Origin of the sequence: Hyphobacterium sp. CCMP332 (assembly GCA_014323545.1) — a bacterium.
Classification (GTDB): domain Bacteria; phylum Bacteroidota; class Bacteroidia; order Cytophagales; family CCMP332; genus CCMP332.
This window is the reverse complement of sequence record CP058647.1, coordinates 41,088-63,469: the sequence shown is the minus strand read 5'-3', so window position 1 is coordinate 63,469 and position 22,382 is coordinate 41,088. Positions and strand designations below refer to the sequence as shown.

At 36.4% G+C, this 22,382-nt stretch carries 21 protein-coding genes; 18 read left to right on the top strand and 3 right to left on the bottom strand.

Annotated features, from left to right (window positions below; all coding sequences use genetic code 11):
• Positions 1–37 precede the first annotated feature (37 nt).
• From HZR84_00310 to HZR84_00275, 8 genes are all read left to right on the top strand, one after another.
• Entirely contained in the window at positions 38–1,168 is a 1,131-nt protein-coding gene (locus tag HZR84_00310) for an efflux RND transporter periplasmic adaptor subunit (GenBank protein ID QNL23144.1), read from the top strand.
• A 2-nt stretch (positions 1,169–1,170) separates the two neighbouring features.
• Entirely contained in the window at positions 1,171–1,500 is a 330-nt protein-coding gene (locus HZR84_00305; GenBank protein QNL20455.1) for a nucleotide pyrophosphohydrolase, read from the top strand.
• A 114-nt stretch (positions 1,501–1,614) separates the two neighbouring features.
• Positions 1,615–2,694 (top strand): hypothetical protein, encoded by a 1,080-nt coding sequence (locus tag HZR84_00300; protein ID QNL20454.1) that lies wholly within the window; start codon positions 1,615–1,617, stop codon positions 2,692–2,694.
• A 60-nt stretch (positions 2,695–2,754) separates the two neighbouring features.
• The gene (locus tag HZR84_00295; GenBank protein ID QNL20453.1) at positions 2,755–4,275 is read left to right on the top strand and encodes a BCCT family transporter; all 1,521 of its coding nucleotides are present in this window, start codon (positions 2,755–2,757) and stop codon (positions 4,273–4,275) included.
• 152 nt (positions 4,276–4,427) lie between these two features.
• Complete coding sequence (locus HZR84_00290; GenBank protein QNL20452.1) at positions 4,428–5,240, top strand: hypothetical protein; 813 nt, start codon at positions 4,428–4,430, stop codon at positions 5,238–5,240.
• An 87-nt stretch (positions 5,241–5,327) separates the two neighbouring features.
• Positions 5,328–6,002 (top strand): ligase-associated DNA damage response endonuclease PdeM, encoded by a 675-nt coding sequence (gene pdeM, locus HZR84_00285; protein QNL20451.1) that lies wholly within the window; start codon positions 5,328–5,330, stop codon positions 6,000–6,002.
• A gap of 186 nt (positions 6,003–6,188) precedes the next feature.
• The gene (locus tag HZR84_00280; GenBank protein ID QNL20450.1) at positions 6,189–8,075 is read left to right on the top strand and encodes a T9SS type A sorting domain-containing protein; all 1,887 of its coding nucleotides are present in this window, start codon (positions 6,189–6,191) and stop codon (positions 8,073–8,075) included.
• Between the two features lie 146 nt (positions 8,076–8,221).
• Positions 8,222–9,043 carry an RMD1 family protein gene (locus tag HZR84_00275; protein QNL20449.1) on the top strand — a complete coding sequence of 274 codons (822 nt, stop codon included), beginning with the start codon at positions 8,222–8,224 and terminating at the stop codon, positions 9,041–9,043.
• 1 nt (position 9,044) lies between these two features.
• Here the strand turns inward: HZR84_00275 and HZR84_00270 are convergent, their stop codons facing one another.
• On the bottom strand, positions 9,045–9,611 hold the full coding sequence (locus tag HZR84_00270) for an RNA polymerase sigma factor (GenBank protein QNL20448.1): 567 nt from the start codon (positions 9,609–9,611) through the stop codon (positions 9,045–9,047).
• 83 nt (positions 9,612–9,694) lie between these two features.
• On the opposite strand from HZR84_00270, the gene HZR84_00265 reads away from it, so the two are divergent.
• The 6 genes from HZR84_00265 (at position 9,695) to HZR84_00240 (ending at position 15,835) form a co-directional block, all read left to right on the top strand.
• Positions 9,695–10,393: a C39 family peptidase gene (locus tag HZR84_00265; protein ID QNL23143.1), complete on the top strand. Its 699-nt coding sequence runs from the start codon at positions 9,695–9,697 to the stop codon at positions 10,391–10,393.
• A gap of 4 nt (positions 10,394–10,397) precedes the next feature.
• Positions 10,398–11,858: a RimK family protein gene (locus tag HZR84_00260; protein ID QNL20447.1), complete on the top strand. Its 1,461-nt coding sequence runs from the start codon at positions 10,398–10,400 to the stop codon at positions 11,856–11,858.
• Entirely contained in the window at positions 11,848–13,104 is a 1,257-nt protein-coding gene (locus HZR84_00255) for a glutamate--cysteine ligase (GenBank protein ID QNL20446.1), read from the top strand. The genes HZR84_00260 and HZR84_00255 overlap by 11 nt, the downstream gene beginning before the upstream one ends.
• Positions 13,086–13,817, top strand: coding sequence for an N-formylglutamate amidohydrolase (locus HZR84_00250; protein QNL20445.1), 732 nt, complete (start codon positions 13,086–13,088; stop codon positions 13,815–13,817). Before HZR84_00255 ends, HZR84_00250 begins: the two co-directional genes overlap by 19 nt.
• Positions 13,818–13,891: 74 nt before the next feature.
• Positions 13,892–14,629 (top strand): hypothetical protein, encoded by a 738-nt coding sequence (locus tag HZR84_00245; GenBank protein ID QNL20444.1) that lies wholly within the window; start codon positions 13,892–13,894, stop codon positions 14,627–14,629.
• A gap of 114 nt (positions 14,630–14,743) precedes the next feature.
• Positions 14,744–15,835 (top strand): adenylate/guanylate cyclase domain-containing protein, encoded by a 1,092-nt coding sequence (locus tag HZR84_00240; GenBank protein ID QNL20443.1) that lies wholly within the window; start codon positions 14,744–14,746, stop codon positions 15,833–15,835.
• Here the strand turns inward: HZR84_00240 and HZR84_00235 are convergent.
• Both HZR84_00235 and HZR84_00230 read right to left on the bottom strand, forming a co-directional pair.
• A complete protein-coding gene (locus HZR84_00235; protein QNL20442.1) occupies positions 15,807–16,901 on the bottom strand; it encodes an acyltransferase in 1,095 nt (364 codons plus the stop codon). The two genes, HZR84_00240 and HZR84_00235, sit on opposite strands and share 29 nt — an antisense overlap.
• Before the next feature lie 2 nt (positions 16,902–16,903).
• Complete coding sequence (locus HZR84_00230) at positions 16,904–17,479, bottom strand: ankyrin repeat domain-containing protein (GenBank protein ID QNL20441.1); 576 nt, start codon at positions 17,477–17,479, stop codon at positions 16,904–16,906.
• 189 nt (positions 17,480–17,668) lie between these two features.
• On the opposite strand from HZR84_00230, the gene HZR84_00225 reads away from it, so the two are divergent.
• The 4 genes from HZR84_00225 (at position 17,669) to HZR84_00210 (ending at position 22,380) form a co-directional block, all read left to right on the top strand.
• On the top strand, positions 17,669–19,711 hold the full coding sequence (locus HZR84_00225; protein ID QNL20440.1) for a helix-turn-helix domain-containing protein: 2,043 nt from the start codon (positions 17,669–17,671) through the stop codon (positions 19,709–19,711).
• Positions 19,712–19,786: 75 nt separating this feature from the next.
• A complete protein-coding gene (locus HZR84_00220; GenBank protein ID QNL20439.1) occupies positions 19,787–20,836 on the top strand; it encodes an adenylate/guanylate cyclase domain-containing protein in 1,050 nt (349 codons plus the stop codon).
• Positions 20,837–20,891: 55 nt separating this feature from the next.
• The gene (locus HZR84_00215) at positions 20,892–21,335 is read left to right on the top strand and encodes an STAS/SEC14 domain-containing protein (protein QNL20438.1); all 444 of its coding nucleotides are present in this window, start codon (positions 20,892–20,894) and stop codon (positions 21,333–21,335) included.
• 133 nt (positions 21,336–21,468) lie between these two features.
• On the top strand, positions 21,469–22,380 hold the full coding sequence (locus tag HZR84_00210) for a mechanosensitive ion channel family protein (GenBank protein QNL20437.1): 912 nt from the start codon (positions 21,469–21,471) through the stop codon (positions 22,378–22,380).
• The last annotated feature ends 2 nt before the right edge of the window (positions 22,381–22,382 follow it).

The window sequence follows — 22,382 nt, the reverse complement described above, 5'->3', positions numbered from 1 at the left end:
AAATATCAGAAAATCAGTAATATATATTTTTTCATTAATGTTTTTTATAGCCTGCCAGAATCAGGCAAAAGAAAATACTAATGTTGAAGATCACAATCATGATGAAGGCCTAATTCATTTGAGCAAAAAGCAATTTGATGCGCTTGGTATAAGGGTAGATAAAATGGATAAAAGAAACCTGAATGCATTTGTGGAAACAAACGGACAGCTAACTTTGCCACCTCAAAGTGAAGCCAGCGTAAGCGCTGTCATTGGTGCAAACATTACTCAAATTAAAGTAATTGAAGGAGATCGAATAAATAAAGGGCAGGTCCTTGCTTATATCTCTCACCCTGATCTTTTAAAGCTTCAGTCCGATTTCATCAAGAAAACAAGTGAATTAGATTATTTGGAACTCGAATATCAAAGACAGAAAAAACTTTATAGCGAAAAAATTAATTCGGGAAGAGAGTTTCAAAAAGTGAAATCGGATTATCTTTCTTTAAAGGCCGAAATCAAAACCACGGAATACACTTTAAAACTTCTGAATGCCAATCCCGAGCAAATAAGAAATGGGAAAATATACACAGAACTTGCCATAAAATCTCCAATAAGCGGTTATATAAGATCTGTCAATGTAAGAAGAGGTAAATACGTTCAAGCCCAGGAAAACCTTTTCGAAATAGTGAATAATGATCATATTCATGCTCATTTTTTAGTTTATGAAATGGATATTCAAAAAGTTAAGGTTGGTCAAAAGGTAAGGTTTAAGGTGGCTTCGCTCGAAGACAAGGAATACGAAGCTGTAATTTTTTCCGTTGGTAAAGTTTTTGAATCCAACCCCAAGGCTGTGGAAATTCACGCTGAAATTGAAAATGAAGAAGGTCTTTTGATTTCTGGTATGTATTGCAGAGGTAGAATAATCACCGGAGAGCAAATTAAAAATGCCCTGCCCATGGATGCAATTGTGATGGATGGAGATAAGAAATACATTTTTTCCGCTGAAATGCATGAACTGGAATGGGAATTTTCCGCTGTCGAGGTAATAACAGGTATAGAATCTGAAAATTGGGTAGAAGTTAAACTTTTAGCAGACATTGAGCCCGGGACAAAATTTGCTTATAATCAGGCTTATTATTTATTGTCCGAATGGAAAAAGGATGAAGCCGGGCACGGACACGAACATTAATTATGGAAATTTCAGAAGCACAAAATCAGGTTGATCAATGGATTAAGAAGTACGGGATTCGTTATTTCAGTGAATTGACCAATATGGCGATTTTAACCGAAGAAGTAGGTGAATTAGCCAGAATAATTGCCAGAACGTATGGCGATCAATCCTTCAAAAAAAGCGATGAGAAATACAGTCTTGAAGATGAAATGGCCGATGTGCTTTGGGTCTTAATTTGTCTGGCCAATCAAACTAATATTGATCTTGGCAAGGCATTTGAAAAGAATCTGAAGAAAAAAACCAGTAGAGATTCACAAAGACATAAAAGCAATTCTAAATTGAATAAGTGAATGTCATTATTCCTGACATAGCTGTTCTCTTTCACATTTAATGCATTTATTGTAACTTAAAAACGGAATAAGCGTAATTACACATGTATTTGATGGAAAATTAACCCTTTTGATATGAAAAAAATTTTAAGCTCACTTCTCGTTTTTAGTTTGTTTTTAGTCCTACTTTCCTGCTCCGATGACGAGGAAACCGAACCACAGGATAATAATATTGTTCCCGAAAAATTTAAAATTGATATTCCCAACTCAATTTCCGATGCTAATTCAGGTGGAAAACTTCTTCATGATCCGGATTCAGTTTTTGACATGTCTTTTGTATATCAAGGATTGCCTTTATTTATTCATATTGGCGAAAACTCAGCAGAAATTGTTGAAACATTGATTTTGGGAATAAGAACCTATAATCTTTCTAGGGCACAAGCTTTGGATTTCACCAGTGATGATGATGGACGTGTCAAAGAATTGGTAGTAAAGGAAATGCCAATAGTGGATGGAACAGTTTATCAATTTGGACTTCAGGTCAAAGACAAGGCCGATGATGAAATCGCCATGCAAGTCTTTTGGAACAATTCGCCTATTGAAGGAATTGCCATTATGAATGTATATCAAATGGACAGAGTAAATAATGATTCAAGCACATTAAATACTTTTTATAAGGTCCGCTATACAGAGAATGTCGTAGATGCCGATGCTGAAATGGAAGTATGGGTAGCCGATTTTCCAACTGATGCCAGCGATACCTTTGCCCTGGATGGATTGCGCATGCTGGCACAAAAAAACGGTGATGTGATTACCGTTTACGGCAACTCAAATCATCCATATTTTCAGTTTAGCGATGGTGGTTCAGGTGTTGTAGGAAGGAATTATGCTTTCCGCGCTAGAGGAGATGAAGTAAATGAAGTTGGGGTAGCAGAAGTGGCCTTACCACCTTCAAGTGAAACTTCATTTAACGGCGTTTTCAATAATTTCAATATTCTTGAAGTTTGCAAAGCAGAATATGGTAATTCTGTAGAATCTGCACTTTTTAATTACTTAGCACCAGGTTATTTTTCAGATGCCGATGGATTCCTTGGCGATGGCAATTACAATGCGGATCCTCAGCTCTATCCTGCCAGTTTTGTAGACCTGACAGGCTTGAGACCATTTGTACCCAAAGACATAAGGGATTTACAGATTGATTTTGAAAATTTCTAAAACATTAATTAGACAAAAAAAAGGGGATGCGTTGTTTCCCCTTTTTTTATTTTAGACCACTTGTTTTCTCAAATAAGACATGCAGTATTCTGGCCCAGTCTGATAGCTCTTTTGCTTGCCCTGGCTTTGAGTGTATATGACAAATTGCTTTTTCTCAATGTCGTTCAGTTAATAAATGAGAGTATTCTCAATCATTTTTCCTGGTTATTTAGTACAGCTACGATTTTATTAGTGCTGATGTCTTTAGTGATATTTATTAGCCCCTTAGGTAAAATCAGGATAGGAGGAGATAAGGCAGTTCCCATATTAAATCGCTGGAGGTGGTTCAGCATAGTTCTTTGTACGACCATAGCAACGGGCATTCTTTTCTGGGGTATGGCAGAACCCATCTTTCACTATATAAGTCCTCCTGAATCGCTCGATATAGAACCCAAATCCGAAGCCGCAGCCATATTTTCCATGTCCACCATGTATTTACATTGGAGTTTTACCCCTTATGCCATTTATGTTTTGCCTTCATTATTATTTGCTTTGGCTTTTTTTAATAAAGGATCGGATTATTCCATATCAGCAACTTTGTTTCCTTTGTTTGGTAGGAACCCCAGGGGATTATTGTCCAAAAGTTTAGATGCTGTCGCATTGTTTTCATTAGTGGCAGGGATGGCAGCCAGTTTGGGTGGAGGCCTATTGACATTGGCGGGAGGTATAAATCTCATATTTGGTACAGAAACCAATTTTATCCTTTTGGCATGTATTTGTTTTGCTGTAGTGGCTATTTTTCTGATTTCTGCAGTCAGTGGCCTGCTTAAAGGAGTAAAAATCCTTTCTGATTGGAATTTAAGGGTATTTATACTTCTGCTATTAATCTTTGTCATTTTTATACCCTTAAAGGAAGTTTTGGAACTCAATTTTTCAGGCCTCAAACTTTATATAAGTGATTTTATTGATAAGAGCACCTTTATTGGGGCTGAGAGCGGTGATGATTGGCCTAAAAAATGGACGGTGTTTAATTGGGCCAACTGGATGGCCTGGGCACCGGTAACTGCTTTATTTCTAGGAAATCTTGGCTATGGAAGAACCATTAGGGAGTTTATATTATTCACCTGGATTTTTCCAGCCTTGTTCGCAATTGTTTGGATGTCGGTATTTTCGGGATCTGCTCTTGTATATGAAAATCTATCAATAATTGATTTATCAATGAAATTACAAGAATCCGGTCCCGAAAGCATAGTCTATTCCGTAATAGAACATTTTCCCGGCGGTGATTTTATATCCATTCTTTTTTTCCTGGCTGTGTTTATTTCTTTTGTGACAGCTGCTGATTCCACAACCATTGCCATGGGTGCCTTAAGCACCAGTGGTTTGACGCCCAAAAATCCGGAACCGCCAACCGGAATTAAAATTATTTGGGGTATTTTAGTTGGTATAATGGCCTTAATCATGGTAGCCTATGCAGGAATCGAAGGAATAAAAATGATTTCGACAATTGGAGGTCTTCCGATAGCATTTTACATGATTGCAATATGCATTTCTGCATTTATTTATTATATCAAAATGCTCAAAAAGCGGGATTCATTTTAGTTAAATTCAAACTCTATTGGGGTATTTATGTTCCTTTTTGTATATAAATAAGAGTAAAATGAGTAATCTCTCATTTTAAATATACTTAAACCAAATACTTAAACATTATGAAGACTACAAAACAACTATTTAAACACTATTTAAGCATAATCATGGCAGTAGTACTATCTTTTGCCATTGTATCTTGTGGAGATGATGACGAAGACAGCAGTACTCCTGCGCCAACTTTACCATCCACTACCTATGACCTTGCTGAAATGGGAGGATCCGGAGTTAGCGGAACCGCCAAATTTGAAAAAGTGGATGATCAAACTACGAAAGTTACCCTAGAACTTACAGGAACACCGACCGATGGAGATCATCCGGCACACATTCATATGGATAATGCGGCCACAGGAGGTGGTATTGCAATCTCCCTTACAAATGTGGATGGAAATTCCGGTATGAGTGAAACTACCGTAACTACAAAAGACGATGATACAGCCATCACATACGAAGAACTAATTGATTTTGATGGTTATATTAATGTGCATTTGGCACCGGATAATCTTGGTACCATTGTAGCCCAGGGTGATATAGGATCAAATGCCTTAACAGGAGAATCAAAAAGTTATACTCTTAATGAGTTTGATAATTCGGGAATTTTGGGAACTGTGTTATTTGAAGAGAGAATTAATGGAGAGGCACTTGCAACCATTTCTTTGCAAAATACACCTGCAGGCGGAAGTCATCCGGCGCACATCCATGAAAATGATGCTGCAACGGGAGGACCGATTTACTTTTCCTTTAATGCAGTGGATGGAACAAGCGGAATGAGCAAAACCAACGTAGCAAGTTCAGATGGAGGTGATGATTTTGGTTATGCTGATGTTTTAGTGGTAAATGGTTATGTCAATGTACACCTTGCAGACACGGCCTTATCAACAATTGTAGCTCAGGGAGATATTGGAGCAAATGATCAATAGTTAAAAAATAGATCAAAAAGAGGCCCGGTTCAAATTTTTGAAACGGGCTTTTTTATTGCTTTAAAAGGTAATTGATATTTTTGAAAAATGGATTTAAAAACCGGACTTATAAAATCTACGAGTATTTCACTGGATGGTGAAAATCTGGTTTTTGATTACAGAAGGGCTGTTTTCTGGCCAAAAATAAAAGCTCTTATAATTGCTGATCTGCATATTGGAAAATCGGGCCATTTTAGGAAAAACGGAATAGCCGTCTCCAATTCGGTAAGCATCGATGACTTTAAACGGTTGGATGCATTGATCAAATCCTATTCACCTAAAACTTTAATGATATTAGGTGATTTATCGCATTCTAAAATGAATAAGGACTGGGAGCATTTGTTGGAATTAAGAACAGGGTATCCCAATTTAAAAATCTTACTTGTTCCGGGAAATCATGATATTTTACCCAAATCAGCATATGATGAAGCCGAAATTCAGCAGACGGAGCCCATTCATGAAATTGACCCCTTTATTTTTATTCACGAATCGAAAAGCGAAATCAATGCTAATTCAAGACAATTTTCCGGACATATTCATCCAGGGGTTAGACTAAAAGGGGCCGCAAGACAAGGCATCACACTGCCCTGTTTCTGTATATCAGATAGCAATATAATTTTACCGGCTTTCTCGGGATTCACAGGAAGGTACAAGATTAAACCCAAAAAGAACGATACCATACTGGCTCTAACTTCTAAGGGCATGTTTCATTTAGGGAAATAGAAGCATTGTATTTTCTTCATAATAGTTAAACAATGTAAAATATCAGAAACCTATTAATTATAATTCTTTCCATATTTCAATAATTAGCTTTATCTCTCACATTTGCCTTAAATCAAATCACCTATCTGAATTGAGACTCATCAAAAATTAATATCTATCTTTAAAGAAGAAAAAAAATTGAACCCAATGAAAAGAATTTACTTATTACTTATTGCAACCTTATTATTTTCCTTTGGATCATATGCTCAATTGACGCGTACAAATCCCGAGCTTTTCAAAACTGCTCTGCCTGCGGTAGAAAAAGCCAAAACTGGGCAGGAAAGTATAAATATTCCAAAAAACTCATATCTAAAACAGCCTACCTCCATTCCATCTTATGGGGATACAGTTGGATTTACCTGGTACGACCTTCAAACCAATGCAGGTGTGTCGAGAAGAATTCATCAGGATGACAATGGCAATATTCAGGTGGTTTGGACTAAGGGTTTGGACACCATTACCGATCCGACGCTGGCTTTGAGGGGAATTGGTTATAATTATTACGATGCGGGTACGCAAACCTGGAATCCGGGAGATTCATTGAATACCCCTTATGGTATTGCCGATCTCAGAATGGGCTGGCCTTCAGTGGCGCCAATAAAAGCTTCCAATGAAGCAATTTTTGCTCATCCGAGACGATTGTTTACCAATCCTGTAAAAGGACAAACCAATTATACGGCTTTCGATCTGACAGCTCCATTGCATGGTGTTAATAACGAGCCATTCCAATGGTACAATGTATCCGCGGAAGGAAATTCTTTGTATGCAGTGGCACAGGTGGCCAACGCTAGCTGTGAATTTGGACGCTCCGATGATGGCGGACAAACCTGGGTAATCAATAGTTTATTTCCCGATTCAGCAGCAGGAGCACCTTTAAGAGGAACCGGTGCAGATGGTTATGACATTGACACCAAAGGTGATACCGTTGTGATTGTTACTGGAGGATATACCGGCTATTCCGGAACTGATCCCAATGACCTTGTGATGTTAATGTCTACGGATCGTGGAGCAACATGGACATCAACTGCTGTTCATGTTTTTGACACTATAAATGCTGCTTTTGATTCAGCATCAGGTGGTTATCAGGTATTAACTCCGCATCCGGATGCAAGAGTAACGATTGGAGCAGATGGCAGAATTCACATTACAGGTAGTCTTATGGCTGCTTTGACCAACCCCGGAGACTTGACATCAAATTCATGGTTTCCTTTAACTAGAGGAATCTGGTATTGGAATTCAGACATGCCTGCGGGATTTGATTTAAACGATTCTGTTGACTATGCCAATTATATTCTGACAGATTCAATTCCGGATTTGACAACCATGGGTACTTATCCCTCTGCTTTTGCTGATCAGCCGAGTTATGTAGCGGGTTCCATGACACATCCGAGTGTTTGCGAAAATGTCAATAACGGCAACCTTTATATCGTATTTGACGCTGTGACCTGTGGTTCAAATAACAACCCTTTTGATAATTTATATAGAAGAGATTTGTTTACCATGGTGTCGGGTAATGGGGGAGCAAGCTGGAGCGATGCTAAAAATATTGCATCTCTACTTTTTGCCAATGATATTACCGATGGAACGGTAGGCGAGGAAGCATTCCCAAGCATGACCAAACAATCAAGCGACGGTTTTCTTCATATACTTTTCCAACATGATTCATGGGGCGGCACTTCTTTGGTGGATGCAACAGTATTGGAGAAAAACTTTATGACTTATTTGAAATTAGACCAAAGTATTATTGATAATGCAGTTGCGTTAAATGATGTTGGTTTGGATGAAAATACTATAAAGTTATATCCTAACCCAGCAAGTGGTTTTTCAAATCTTCAGTTTGAATCTCAGCTAAACGGGGAATCACAGCTTGTGCTAAGTAATCTTATGGGCCAGATTGTGAAAAATGAAAACCTTTCTATTACAAAAGGTCTGAATGAAGTTATTCTGGACCTATCAGATGTTCAGAAAGGAATTTATCTTGTGACTGTGGGTAATGGAAATAATATATTGACAAGAAAACTCATAGTGGAGTAGACCATTTTCAATTAAATAAGAAACCTCATTTCATCCGGAATGGGGTTTTTTTATGTCTTAAAAAATTCATTGATATAAATTGTGACTTTTTGATAAAACAGCGTCTTAAGGTTATTCGAATTTGATCAAAATTTAGGATCAGAACTATGGAAACGCTTGTAAAAAACACCGGAATTCAGAAAAGAGAAATTGAGTATAGAGCATTTAATATTGCCTCTAGTATTGATTTAATAGAATACAAAAAAAACAATAATAAACACCTTATTTCATCCAATTCTTCTGAACTTTATTATCATCTAATCAAAGATCAATACTTATTGATTTTAAATTACGGTCTGATTGTTTTCGCCGGCTTTTCGGAGGATGAAATAAAACTGCATCTCGACAAAACAAAGTTCTATTGCAAAAACCCTGCTTCAGAATTTCTTTCTGATGAACTCAACATTATTTTGAGCAATGATTTCCGACAGTTTGAAATGACTTTTGATTATTTAACAATAGGTCGTTTTGATCATGAAATAAACAAAGCCATAATGCTCAATTTAGCGCAATCGGTTGGCCTTAATTATTATGGTATTCTAAGTCAGCAAATACTAAAAGAAATTAAAAATTCTACATTGATTCTCGGTAAATCGGGAAAAATTAAATTAAAACACAAAGAGGCACTTCGGTTATCCGGGCAATCTCTTACAGCAAAAAACGGCATAGCTGAAAACCTTTATATTCTCGATAGCCCCGACATTACATGGGAAGATGAGTACATTGACAAACTGCATAAAACACTTTCAAGACATTTTGAACTCCGCAGTCGTTATCAATCGATAGAAAACACCTTCAGGATCATTGAAGACAATTTGAATCTTTACATTGCTTATAATCATCATCGTGAAAGCAGTCGGTTGGAATGGATAATTATCATACTGATTGTAATTGAAGTATTGGATACGCTTATTAGCAAATTAATATAAATTAATTTCTATTCATCTTTTTCAAGTTCTCAGAATAGAGCTTGTTGAGTAGATCTTTGGCTCTTTTCAAACGCATTTTTACTGCGCTTTCTGAAAGTCCCAAACTCTGCTGAATATCGTTTATGGAATGTTTTTCCTTGTATTTTAAAAGAATAATCAATTTGCCTTCCGGCGTTAATTCATTTAAAAATGCATCCAGAATTTCCATGTTTAGTTCTTCAGGCAGCTCTTCATCATAATCCACCACATCTATCAAGCTGTCATTGAGTTCTACACTTAATACGCGATGAACATTCTTCTTATTTTTTCTTAAATAATCTACACAGGTATGATGGATAATGGCATATAGCCAGGTGCTGAGTTTTGCTTCTTCGCGAAAATTGGGAATCTGCAAATACACCTTGATGAGAATTTCCTGCGCAAGGTCTTTGGCCGTATCGGTATCTTTAACATATTTATTGCATCGTTTTAAAATGTAGGTCTCGAATTTATCAGTAAACAGCGAAAAATAGCGCGACTTGCCATCTTTCATCCCCAGTACCAATTCTTTTTCGCTTAATTCAGACATTTAAATACTTTTAAAGCAATGTGACTTTTGATCACATTTAACGTCATAGCTATAATAATAAAAATAATATGACTGAAGCTTCAATAAAAACGAAAGCACATATAAAGATTTTACCTCAACCTACCGATGAAAGTTGTGGACCCACTTGTTTACATGCTGTGTATTCATATTATGGTGATAAAATGGACTTGAGTGATTTGATAAAAGACGTTAAAACACTCAAAGACGGTGGTACATTAGCTGTCATGTTAGGAAATCATGCTCTTAAAAGAAACTATAAAGCCTGTATTTATACTTATAATTTACATGTATTCGACCCTTCCTGGTTTTCAAAAGATATTGATATATCTGAAAAGCTAAAGGAACAATTGTTTTACAAAAATTCGAAAAAGCTCCGGCAAGCTACCAAGGCATATTTGCAATTTCTTGAAATGGGAGGAGAGATCAGGTTTGAAGAATTGAGACCCTCACTCATCAAGAGGATACTTTCTGAAGGTAAACCTATACTAAGTGGTTTAAGCGCTACCTATCTTTACAACAGCCAAAGGGAAATAGGAGAATTAAATGTATATCATGATACTAAGGGTGAACCTTCAGGCCATTTTGTTGTAATCAGCGATTATGATCACCTAACTAAAAAATGTAGAATTGCCGATCCTTTAAACCCAAATCCTATAAAAGACTCCGTTCAGTATTATAGAATTGATGTGCAAAGGGTTATCAATTCAATTCTTTTAGGAATTGTCACTTATGATGCAAATTTGCTTGTTATAGAACCCTAACTAAATGCATAGAATAGTTGTAACTGAGCATCCGGAGAAATGGAACCTTGAGCTTGATAGCGTGCAGCTTATAAAACCACAGGATTATATTTCAAATGAGGAATATGCTAAACAAAGAAAAGTAAAGGTTATAAATCTGTGTAAAAGCTATCAGTACCAGAGTGAAGGCTATTATATCTCTTTATTGGCAGAAGCAAGGGGCCACAAATCAATTCCTGTTACTTCAACACTTTTGGATTTTAAATTGCCCAATCTGGCAAGAGAAGATGCAGAAGATTTTGACAAACTGATTCAGGAAGTATTGGAGAAGTCCAGTTACAATGAAAAAGTAGAGTTTACCGTTTATTTTGGACTAACAGAGGATCCGTCTTTATCGAGGATAGGTATTTTGTTGTTCAATCTTTTTCAGACGCCTTTACAACAGGTCATTTTTATTAAAAAAGAAAAATGGCAATTGCATTCATTGAAGCCAATAAACCTCAAGGATCTCGATGCAAAAAGCAATCACTTCCTGATCAAATCACTTGAAAGTTTTCTCAGCGGTAAAAATATATCAAGGAAAAACTACAAACGCCGCAAATACGATTTGGCCATATTGGTAAAGCCGGGTGATGAAACCCCTCCTTCGGATGCCAGGGCCTTACAGAAGTTTGTTAAAGCTGCAGAAAACGTCGGATTTAATGCGGATTTTATAAGTAAAAGTGATTATGGCAAAATAACCGATTACGATGCCCTTTTTATACGTGAAAACACCAATGTTAACCATCATACTTTTCGTTTTGCTCGCAAAGCCGAACATGAAGGCCTGGCCGTAATAGACGATCCCAATTCCATATTAAAATGCACTAATAAAGTTTATTTGGAAGAACTGCTAAGAGCTAATAATGTAGCCACACCAAAATCACTTATATTTCACAAAAACGACATAAAGGAGATTGAAAGTTTTGCTTTCCCATTTGTGATAAAATTACCCGATGGTTCATTTTCAAAAGGAGTTAAGAAAGTGGAAAATGTGGAAGAAAGAGATGCGCTCTTAAAAGAGTATTTTCAGAATACCGATTTGCTCATTGCCCAGGAGTTTATGCCTACCGATTTTGATTGGAGAGTAGGGGTCTTAAATGGCAAAATACTTTTTGTTTGCAAATACTTTATGGCCAGAAACCATTGGCAGATCATCGAATGGAAATCGGCAACAGAACATCGCGAGGGCAATGGAGAAACCATAGCCATAGATCAGGCACCAAAAAAATTAATATCGCTTGCTATAAAAGCCTCAAAACTTATCGGAAATGGTTTATATGGAGTTGATGTTAAGGAAAGTAATGGTAATTTCTATGTCATTGAAGTAAATGATAACCCAAATATTGATTCAGGATCCGAAGATAAGGTGGGCAATATGGAAGTTTATGAAAGCATTATGAAGCATTTAATGAATATCGTAATATCCAGGGATCATGGCAGATAAAATGCATTTATTTGAAGGTTTTGGCATAGAGCTGGAATACATGATTGTTAACCGCGATAGTCTTGACGTCATGCCAATAGCTGATAAATTATTGGAAGAACTGGCAGGGGAATTGGTTGATGATTATGAAAATGGTCCGATCAGTATTTCTAATGAACTGGTTCTTCATGTAATTGAGCTGAAATGCACCAAACCGATTACAGACTTGATCCAAATGGAGAAAGATTTTGTGAGCAATATTCTACAAATCAATACCATATTAAAAAATAAATTCAATGCCCGATTGATGCCAGGAGCTGCACATCCCTGGATGAATCCTAAAAAAGAGACTTTTCTATGGCCACATGGTAATTCGGAAGTCTATGAGCGCTATAATAAAATCTTTGATTGCTCGGGTCACGGTTGGTCAAATTTGCAAAGCATGCATATCAATTTGCCATTTTTTGATGATGAAGAGTTTGCCAGATTGCATACGGCTTGTCGATTGGTATTGCCAATAATACCTTCATTATCAGCAAGTTCGCCAATACTTGATAAAGCTTATTCAGGCGTACATGACAAGCGTTTAATATATTATCAAAACAACCAGAAACGCATGCCGAGTTTTACCGCAATGGTGATTCCGGATCTGATGCTTTCAGAAAAAGATTACGAGGATAAAATTTATAAAAAGATTGAGGAGGAGGTAAAGCCTTACAATAATGATGGCATATTAAAACCGGTCTGGCTAAATTCAAGAGGTATTATTTCCCGTTTTGACAGAGGTTCTATTGAGATTCGAATTATCGATATACAGGAATGTCCAAAAGCAGATCTCGCCATTGCTTCATTGCTAATACATTTGATCAAACTATTAACAGAAGAGAGGATAGCTTCATATGAAACACAAAAATCTGCGAATACGAATTCACTTTATGATATTCTGCAACTATGTATAAACGATAGCTCTGATGCAATCATTGAAGATTCGGACTATTTGCAATGTTTTGCTATTTACAAAGATAAGATGCCCGTAAAAGATCTCTGGAAAGACCTTTTGGAAATATGCATGAAGCATTTTCCAAAGGATTTATCACCATGGTACGATACCCTCAATTTTATTCTGGAGGAAGGGACTTTGGCTTCCAGGATACTAAAAGTGGCCAATTCAGTATATACAGAAAATAATTTGAAACTGATATATCAGGAATTGAGTCAAAACCTACCAGAAAACAAACAATTTGACCCATGCGTCCAGTACAGCTAGTCATAAGTTCAGAGCATTCGGGCAATGAAATACCCGCACAGTACGCTTCACTTTTTGAATCTGCAGGTGCAGCATTGAACAGTCACCGGGGTATAGACTTTGGATCGGCAGAAATAGCTAAAACATTTAAGGAGGCTTTCAAGGCTCAATTATTCGAAACTGAAATCAGCCGTCTGCTTGTCGATTGCAACAGAAGTTTGCATAGGAAGGACTTATTTTCTGAGTTTTCTGGAGTACTTGATGAAATAGGTAAAAAAGAAATCCTGGATAATTATTATTACCCGCATCGTAAAAATGTTGAAAAATACGTGAAGGAACATTTTAACCGTGCCATGGTATTGCATCTGAGCATTCACACTTTTACACCGTATTGGAATGATACAGAGCGCGGAGTCGACATCGGTTTATTGTTTGATGAACTGAGAGCTCATGAAACTGTACTCTGTACCTTTTGGGAAGATGAGCTTAAAAAACAATTGCCATCAAAAAAGATCCTACACAATAGCCCCTATACCGGTGCTGAAGATGGCCTGACGGCCCATTTACGAAAATTATTTCCCGACGACTGCTACATGGGAATTGAAATAGAAGTCAATCAGAAATACGCCGGTACTGAAGAATTAAAGACCCTTTGTATGGCAATGATAGATGCTTTGAAAATTTCGGTTAGCAAAATGAATAGCTCTTTTGCCCCCCTTGTAACAACTCATTGAAAACCCAAAAAAAAATTATTCAAAAAAGAAGTGACTTTTTATAAGGGTCTCGTCCAATGGATAAAATAAAATAAATGAATAACAAATTTCTTTACATTGCTGCGCTCGTAGTATTCGGTGCATGCAATAACCCTTCAGAAAAATTAATTGCTGAAAATCAATTAAAACTGGATTCTCTTCAGAGCATTATTAATGATAACAATTATTCTTTGGCCCTGCTCGATCAAATGGGAAGATACCTTGACACCATAGAAGCGAACAGAAACTATGTAGTGATTGACTTGGAAATGGGTATGACGGAAGAGAATTATATAGATCGAATGAAAAACTTAAATCTATACACTCAAAAAGCTGAATGGACCATAGGTGAATTGGAAAAAACCAGATCGGCTTATGCTTCTCAGGTTAAGCGATTAAAAGCCCAGATTTCTGAAATGGAAAAAATGAATGAGCAACTTCAATTAAAAGTCGCCCAGTTTCAGGCCAAAAATGCTGATATTGAAAATCAATTGACCATTTCAATGGAGCAATTGTCAGAGGCAAAAGAAGAAATTGCCATGAAAGATATCAATTTGCAGCAAAAAGAAAATGAATTGGTAGATGCTCTGAACAAAGTGGTATTAACAGAAGCCGAAATTTACTTTGCAAAAGGTGAGGGTATGGAATCGGTAGCTGATCATATGCAATTTGCACCAAAGCGCAAGAAATCAAATCTTGAGGAAGCTTTAAAAAATTATGACAAATCATTGGCCATGGGTTATGAACCAGCCAAAGAGCGAATCGAAATTGTAAAAAGCAAACTGAAAATCTAATCAGAATTAGGGAGTCATCGACTCCCTTTTTTTTTGTTAGCCGATTACAAAGGTCAGAAACAATTATGATTTAAATCCCTAGATTTGATACGCAATTAGAAATGACAAGAAGACTTGTATCTCAGTCCAAAATTCAAGTATAATTTATCGAGAATTCTGCCTTTCGGCATTTTGTTTATGCTGGTGGGATGGTTGTTTTTACTCACCGAAGTAATTGCTACCAGAAATATAAAAACGAGCCAATCAGAAGTCATTGAGGTGACTTTTAACATCTTCATATTTTCCTCTGTAGCTGTTTTTTTATTTGGTTTATTTATTGGGTTTCTCGAAATAATAGTTTTTAAAAACTTATTTAAAAGGGAGGGCTTCAGAAAAAAACTGCTTTACAAATTTCTGCTATATGTCTTCTTCTTTTTAGTAACAATGCTATTAACATATCCGATGGCTGCGGCTATAGAAATGGGAAGCAATATTTTGAGTGAAGCCGTATTTTCAAGATTTATTGAATTTCTTTTTAGTGTTACATTTTTCAACACCCTATTCCAATTGTCATTTTCGCTTTTTATCGCACTTATTTATTCATCAGTCAGTGAAAATATCGGCCATTCGGTTTTATTCAATTTTTTTACTGGCAGATATGCAAAGCCCAGAGAGGAAATTAGAATTTTCATGTTTCTGGATATGAAATCTTCGACCAGTATCGCTGAAAAATTGGGCAATATCGATTATTTCAATTTTCTAAAAGATTACTACGAGGTGTTTTCTGAACCAATAATTGAACACAGGGGAGAGGTTTATGAATACATTGGGGATGAAATAGTAATCACCTGGCCTTATGATAAGGGAATTCACAATGCAGAATGTGTGGATTGTTTTTTCTCAATGAAAAATACTTTGAACTCTCAGAAAGAATACTTTAATAATAAATACGGAATTGTTCCTGATTTTAAAGCCGCTTTACATTTAGGTAGAGTGACCATTGGCGAAATAGGAGCTCTTAAAAAGGAAATTACGTTCTCTGGTGATTTAATGAATACAACTTCGAGAATACAGGACATGTGTTCAGAATTAAAAACAGACCTCATAATTTCCAGAGATCTGTATTTGTTAATTCAGAGAAACGAAAAATACCATTTTGTAAGCAAGGGCGAGTTTAGTCTCAAGGGCAAACAAAAAATCATAGGCTTATACGGGCTTGAGGATTAATTTGCATCTGTGCTTTGCTTTTCAGCTTTAAGCCAAAGAGCGGTCTTAAAATGTTCAGGTTTCTTATCAGATAGTGGTAAGCTAGAATTGAACCAAAAAATGTAAATATTGCCAATCCAATAAATTGAAGGCTCACAGGAATATTAATATTAAAAATCCAAAGGGAACCGAGATGTATAAATATCCAATGTACAATGTAAACAGGATAGGCAGCTTCACTTAAATAACTTAAGTATTTGTTGTTAAAATTTAAATAGCTAAAGGATAATCCGAAGATTCCATATATCCAAATGACCGTTTCGAGTGCCATCAGGTATTTTGGCCCTTCTAATTCCCAAAAATAGAATCTCATGGAATACATTAAAAGAGCGGTGCTTAAAAATGACCATTTCCATTTTTTCATTGTATCCCAAAATACTTTTCCGGTAAATACAAATAGAAAACCAAATAGAAATGCCAACAATCCAAGAATAAATCCATGCATCGTCATGGCATACATGGCATAGGCTGCAGGTTTTATCAATACTACGGAAAGCATAAAGGGGGCCGCAATTAAGATTAATTTAATAGGATTATCAAAAACCCTATTTAAAACAGACCTCCACTTTTCTTCATTTCTTTTGATAAAATAAAATAATGGGCATAACAGCAGCACATAGATGAATATATTTCCAAGAAACCATAAATGTGCAGGATTAAAAACAAACTTTAATTCCTGATTATAATAATGCTGCCAAATTAAAACCTGCAAGGGTACCACCGTTAGAATACCGACAATAAAAGGGAGTAAAATCCTTCTCGTTCTTTCGGATAGAAGCATTTTCCAATTTCTTTTTTTCATAGAAAAATAAAGTCCCATTCCCGATACAAAAAACAAAAGCGGGATTCTCCAGACATTGATCATTGACATTGGAATCCAGATGGAATCCAGGTTTTCAGGGCTTTTTATAAATCCGAAAAACACTCCCCATGGCTGAAAGGGAATTGCCACATGATAGATTAATAAAAATCCTATGGCAATAACCCTAAGCCAATCTATATCATATCTTCTAAGTGTATTTTCCATTTTTAATTTGTAATGTTAACTGAATCTGTTTCCAGCATTTGAGCAATTACCAATCTTTCTTTTTTCAATTCATCATAATCCAGTTTGAAACCAAGTGGGCCAAGATCTCTGCTTAATTGGTCATAAACAGGTTTCAATTGATCAAATGGGATTGTTACATTGTCATAGGCTTTTGCATTGTATTGATTTTGGGCATTGGGATTGGCACCGTGATCAAGTAGTGATCTTACAATTTCGGTTCTGCCAAAAAACGCTGCGGAAATCAAGGGAGTAGAACCGTCGTTGCTTTTACTTTCAAGATCAGCCCCACCTCGAATTAATTCCTGTGCAACTTCTTTTTTATTAAAAGTTATGGCAATGTGAAGCGGTGTAGATCCGTAATCATCTTTTACATTGAGATCGCTTCCATAAGCAATATGCTCTTTAATGGATTCCACATCTCCAAAAAAACTCGCTTCGTGGATATTCCTACCAGGTTTGCTTTTTTCTGAACTTTCATCTTTGTTTTTATTTTCTGAAGTACATGCAATAACAAAAAAGAGAAGTGCTAAAATTAATAATGATGTTAAATTTTTCATGATGTATATTTCAATTGTTTATACCAGCAAAAGTCGTTTGCAAAGCATTGTGAAGGCTATCAAGCGCTATTCAATAGATATAAATTTTGCGTCAGAAGTATCAATTTTGCGTCAATGCCATGGATTATGATTCAATCGGATGAATTTCCATCTTTGAGGATATATTTTTTTTAGAGCTAAAATCAATTTATGAAAGCAGACGATCCTATCCTGGAAAAACTAATAAAGGCAGTAGAGGATAATATTGCGAACGAAAACTTCGGGGTTCAGGATCTGGCAGATATTCTTGCTATAAGCAAATCCACTTTGCTGAGAACAGTAAAAAAACACAGTTCCATGTCTGTGAATCAATTTATCAGGGAAATACGTCTTGAACAGGCTAAAAATAAATTGGAGGAAAGCGAGTTGAGTATTTCTGAAATTGCATTTCAGACCGGTTTTAGCAGCCCTTCCTATTTCATAAAATGCTTCAAAGATAAGTACGGATTATCTCCGGGAGAACATCGGCAGACTCCTGAAAAAAATGATATTAGGCCATTGGACATTCCAAAAAAAAGAAGTCTTAAAAAATACCTTCTGATTTTGTTAATTATAAGTGCAATGATTGCGGTCCGGTATTTTTTCTATTTTAAAAATGTCAACAAGGAAACAGAATTCAAATCGATTGCAGTACTGCCATTTAAGAATGAAAGTCTTGACAGCGGCAATGTATATTTTATTAACGGAATGATGCAATCCATTCTAAATAATCTTCAGAAAATCGGGGATTTGCGGGTGATAAGTAGGACTTCGGTTGAGAAATACAGAAATGTCAATATGACATTGCCTGAAATAGCAGAAGAGCTCAAAGTCAAATATATCGTGGAAGGAAGCGGGCAGAAAATAGGAGAGGAGATTCTTTTGAGTGTACAGTTAATTGAAGCTAAAAGCGATAAACAGGTTTGGGCGGAACAGTACAAAAGGAAATGGACCAATGTATTTGAATTACAGTCGAGCATCTCCAGACAAATAGCTTCAAACATTGAGGCTTTGGTTAAACCCGAAGAAATAGACCAAATTGAAAAAATTCCAACAGAGAACCTGGAAGCTTATGACTTTTTTCTTCGTGCTATTGAATTTCTCAATGGAACAGAAGCATATGGACTCGATTCTTCATTGTTCTACTTTCAAAAAGCCATTGCACTCGATGACAATTTTGCACAAGCCTATGCGTACTCCGGTGTCGCCTTTTATTACAAGGATATGTTTAAAAGCGACAAATCTTACCTCGAAGATTTAAATAATTACTCAGATAAAGCCATTTTACTCGATCCGGACCTTCCTGAATCCCTTATAGCTCGTGGTCTTTATTATATGCAAACCGCTAAGTTCGAAAGAGCCGTTGAGTATTTTGAAAAAGTGCTGGAGATCAGTCCAAATTCGGCATGGACGCATAATTTTCTTTCTGAGATCTATCATCGTTACATACCCGATACGGAAAAGTATTTGGTTCATGCCATGGCAGCTATGCAATTGGATTACAGCAAAGTCGATTCCAATGATGCAAGTATTTCTCATTTGATTCTTGCCAATGCCTTGAGTCAAAGTGGCATGATAGAAAAAGCCAAAATTGAAATCCAGAAATCTCTGGATTATGATCCATCCAATATATTTTCATTGTATCTGGACATTTATCTCGACTTATTCATGGACGATTCAATTGAGAATTCCATAAATCGTATGCACAGTGTTTATTTACTTGATACCAATAGAGTTGATGTAATTAAGGAATTAGGCAAATTGTATTACGCTACTAAGGATTATGATAAATCCTATTTTTATTATAAGAAACTACTTGAAAAAAAGGAATTGTATGGATTGAATCTTTTTCAGGAAGAAGACCTGACGATTGCCCTTGTAGCTCGACATGTCGGGGATACACAAATGGCCAAAGAAAGACATGATTTGTACAGTAAGTATGTCAATGAGAATGAAAATACCTATACCAATCTACAAAAGGCTCTGTTGTATATGTATGAAGGCAAAGAAAATGAGGCTCTAAACGCTTTTGATAAATTTTCAAAGGAGAATAACATCTTGTATTTTGTGGTCAAATGGATAGATCAGGATGAATTATTTGAGCCAATTGCCAATAACCCTCGTTTTAAGGCCAGCATGAAAAAAATGCGGATGAATTTTGAAAAAACCAAAGCCAGAAGAATTCAAATGCTGAAGGAAAAAGGATTGTGGTAAGGGCTATACTACTTTGATACCTGAATAAATCCCATTTGTCATCATTCAGAATTTATCCATATTTTAATCTTTCAAATGTGGAATAATGGATTCAAAATCAGGATAATAAGAGACTACATCATAGGCTGGACCCTGGCTTTGTTATTTCTATGTGTGATTCGCGGTCTTGGAACTAAAGAGCTGGGCGCGCTGCAATTTAGCTTTGGTCTAAGTATTGTATTGTCTTTGATCGTCGGGCCGGTTTTTGGGGCCATCTCGGGTTTTATACGGATTTATTCATCCGAATACTTTGTCAAAAGAATATCCATTTTGGAATTGTTGGGAATCCGGCTTCTAATGTCCGTCCTGTTTTTAAGTGCGTTAATTGTTGTTTCCTATTTTGTTTTGGATCTTTTTATGGATCATGAGCAAAGCCTCCTTCCATTTATGTTTAACGTCTCTAGTTTCCCCATTTATTTCTATGTCATTGTCGTGGATTTTGGGATGTCGGTACTGAGCCATATCAGCCAACTTTTAGGGGAGGATAAGCTCTGGGAAATCTTAAGTGCCAAATACTATCGCCCCAAAAAAGAGAACCGGCTATCTATGTTTTTGGATTTAAAGAACAGCACACAACTGGCTGAAAAATTGGGACATATCAAATACAGTAGATTGATTCAGGAATGTTTTAATGATTTGGCAGTAATGTCGCGATATGAAGCGGAAATCTACCAATATGTGGGCGATGAGGCGGTATTGACCTGGCAGGAAAATGTTAAAAACAGATGTCTGAAAAGTATAAATGCGTTTTTTGGCTTCAATGACATGATAAAAAAGAAAACTTCTTATTATCAAAAAGAATTTGAAGTTATCCCTGAATTCAGAGCGGGTATTCACCTGGGAGAGGTGGTTGTAACCGAAGTAGGCAAATACAAAAAGGAAATCGCTTTTCATGGCGATCCGATAAATACAGCCGCCAGAATTCTCGATGAGGCCAAAAAAGCTAACCAGGATCTTTATATATCAAAGGAAGTAATGGCTGAGATTGAACCTGGACTAATAAATAATTTCAAGATTCAAAACAAGGGCTCATTTGATCTCAAGGGAAAATCAAAACAAATTGAACTCTTATCTATTTCTTCGTAAAACTATATTTTTTAATGTCTGACAAACAAATCTTTGTTTTATGCATTAATAGGGCATGAGACTTTATCCCATTACAAGAGACATGTCTGAAAACTATGTTTCATTTGACCGCTCCCAATACCCACTAATTAAAATGACCTTTACCGGTGAAGCTGCAAATGATGAAAGTTTTGCTGCTTATTTAAAGGGCTTAAAAGACAACTATAATAGAAAAGAAAAGATAGCCTTACTCTTTGATGCCAGCAATGCCGGACTGCCCAGTCTCAAATATCAAAAACAAATGGCCGGCTGGATGAAAGACAACAATGCTCTGATTAAAAAATACTGTATTGGTATTGCTTATATTGTTCCTCAAACAATGATTCGGGGCGCTCTGAAAATGATCTTCAAATTCTTCAATAACCCTGTGCCTTTTGAAGTCTGTGAAAATGAACAAGCCGCCATTGCCTGGCTGAATGATGGATTAAAAACTTCAGTGATAGCTGATCAAAAGGCATAAATGAATAACATTATTCTGTAGAAAATACTCCCCATATTCGTGTCGATTACACACAAGTATGGAATAATAACAGCGTAATTGATGATTTTTAAGCGAGTATCATAATTGCAATACAAAGGGAAAATTAAAAATCATGAATTTTAACATAGAAGAAATTTCCAATATTTTATTCAATAAGCTGGACAGCTGGTACGAGGCGATCATCTCCAACGTACCAAATGCCATCGTTGCGATTCTTATCATTATTTCATTTGCATTGATATCGGGTTTTGGTAGAAAACTCGTTCATCGTGGATTGGGAAAAGTGTCAGACAAAACAGCGCTCAACAATCTTGCTTCCAACATTGTGCGTTTTGGTCTTTTAGCCTTGGGTGTTTTGATGGCCCTTAAAGTGTTGCAATTGGATGGAACGGTGAAATCCTTACTGGCAGGAGCGGGGATCGTTGGTTTAGCCCTCGGTTTTGCTTTTCAGGACATCGCAGCCAATTTTATGGCGGGTATTCTAATGGCCGTCCGAAGACCGATTCAGGTAGGAGATATTATAGAATCCAATGATTATATGGGTGTGGTTGAAACCATTAACCTAAGAGTCACCACCATCCGTACTTTTCAAGGCATACATGTCATGATTCCCAATAAAGATGTTTTTCAAAATCCGCTGCAGAATTATACCAAAACAGATGAGCGTCGAATCGATCTCAACGTGGGAGTATCTTATGCTGATGATCTCAGAAAGGTCAAAGATATCACAGAAGGCACCATCAAAACCCTGCCATTTTTAATTCGCGAAGAAGACGTGGCTTTGTATTTTGAAGAATTTGGCGGGAGTTCTATTAATTTCCGAATTGTATTCTGGATAAAGTATCCCGGACAAACAGGTTATTTGGATGCTAAGAGCGAGGCTATTATGGCGATACAGGAAGCCTTTAATGAAAATGATATTACCATTCCATTCCCAATTCGAACATTGGACTTTGGAATCAAAGGTGGAGAGAAGCTTTCTGAAATGAATCTCCAGCCACAGGAGGAAGAAATAAGTGCTTAATT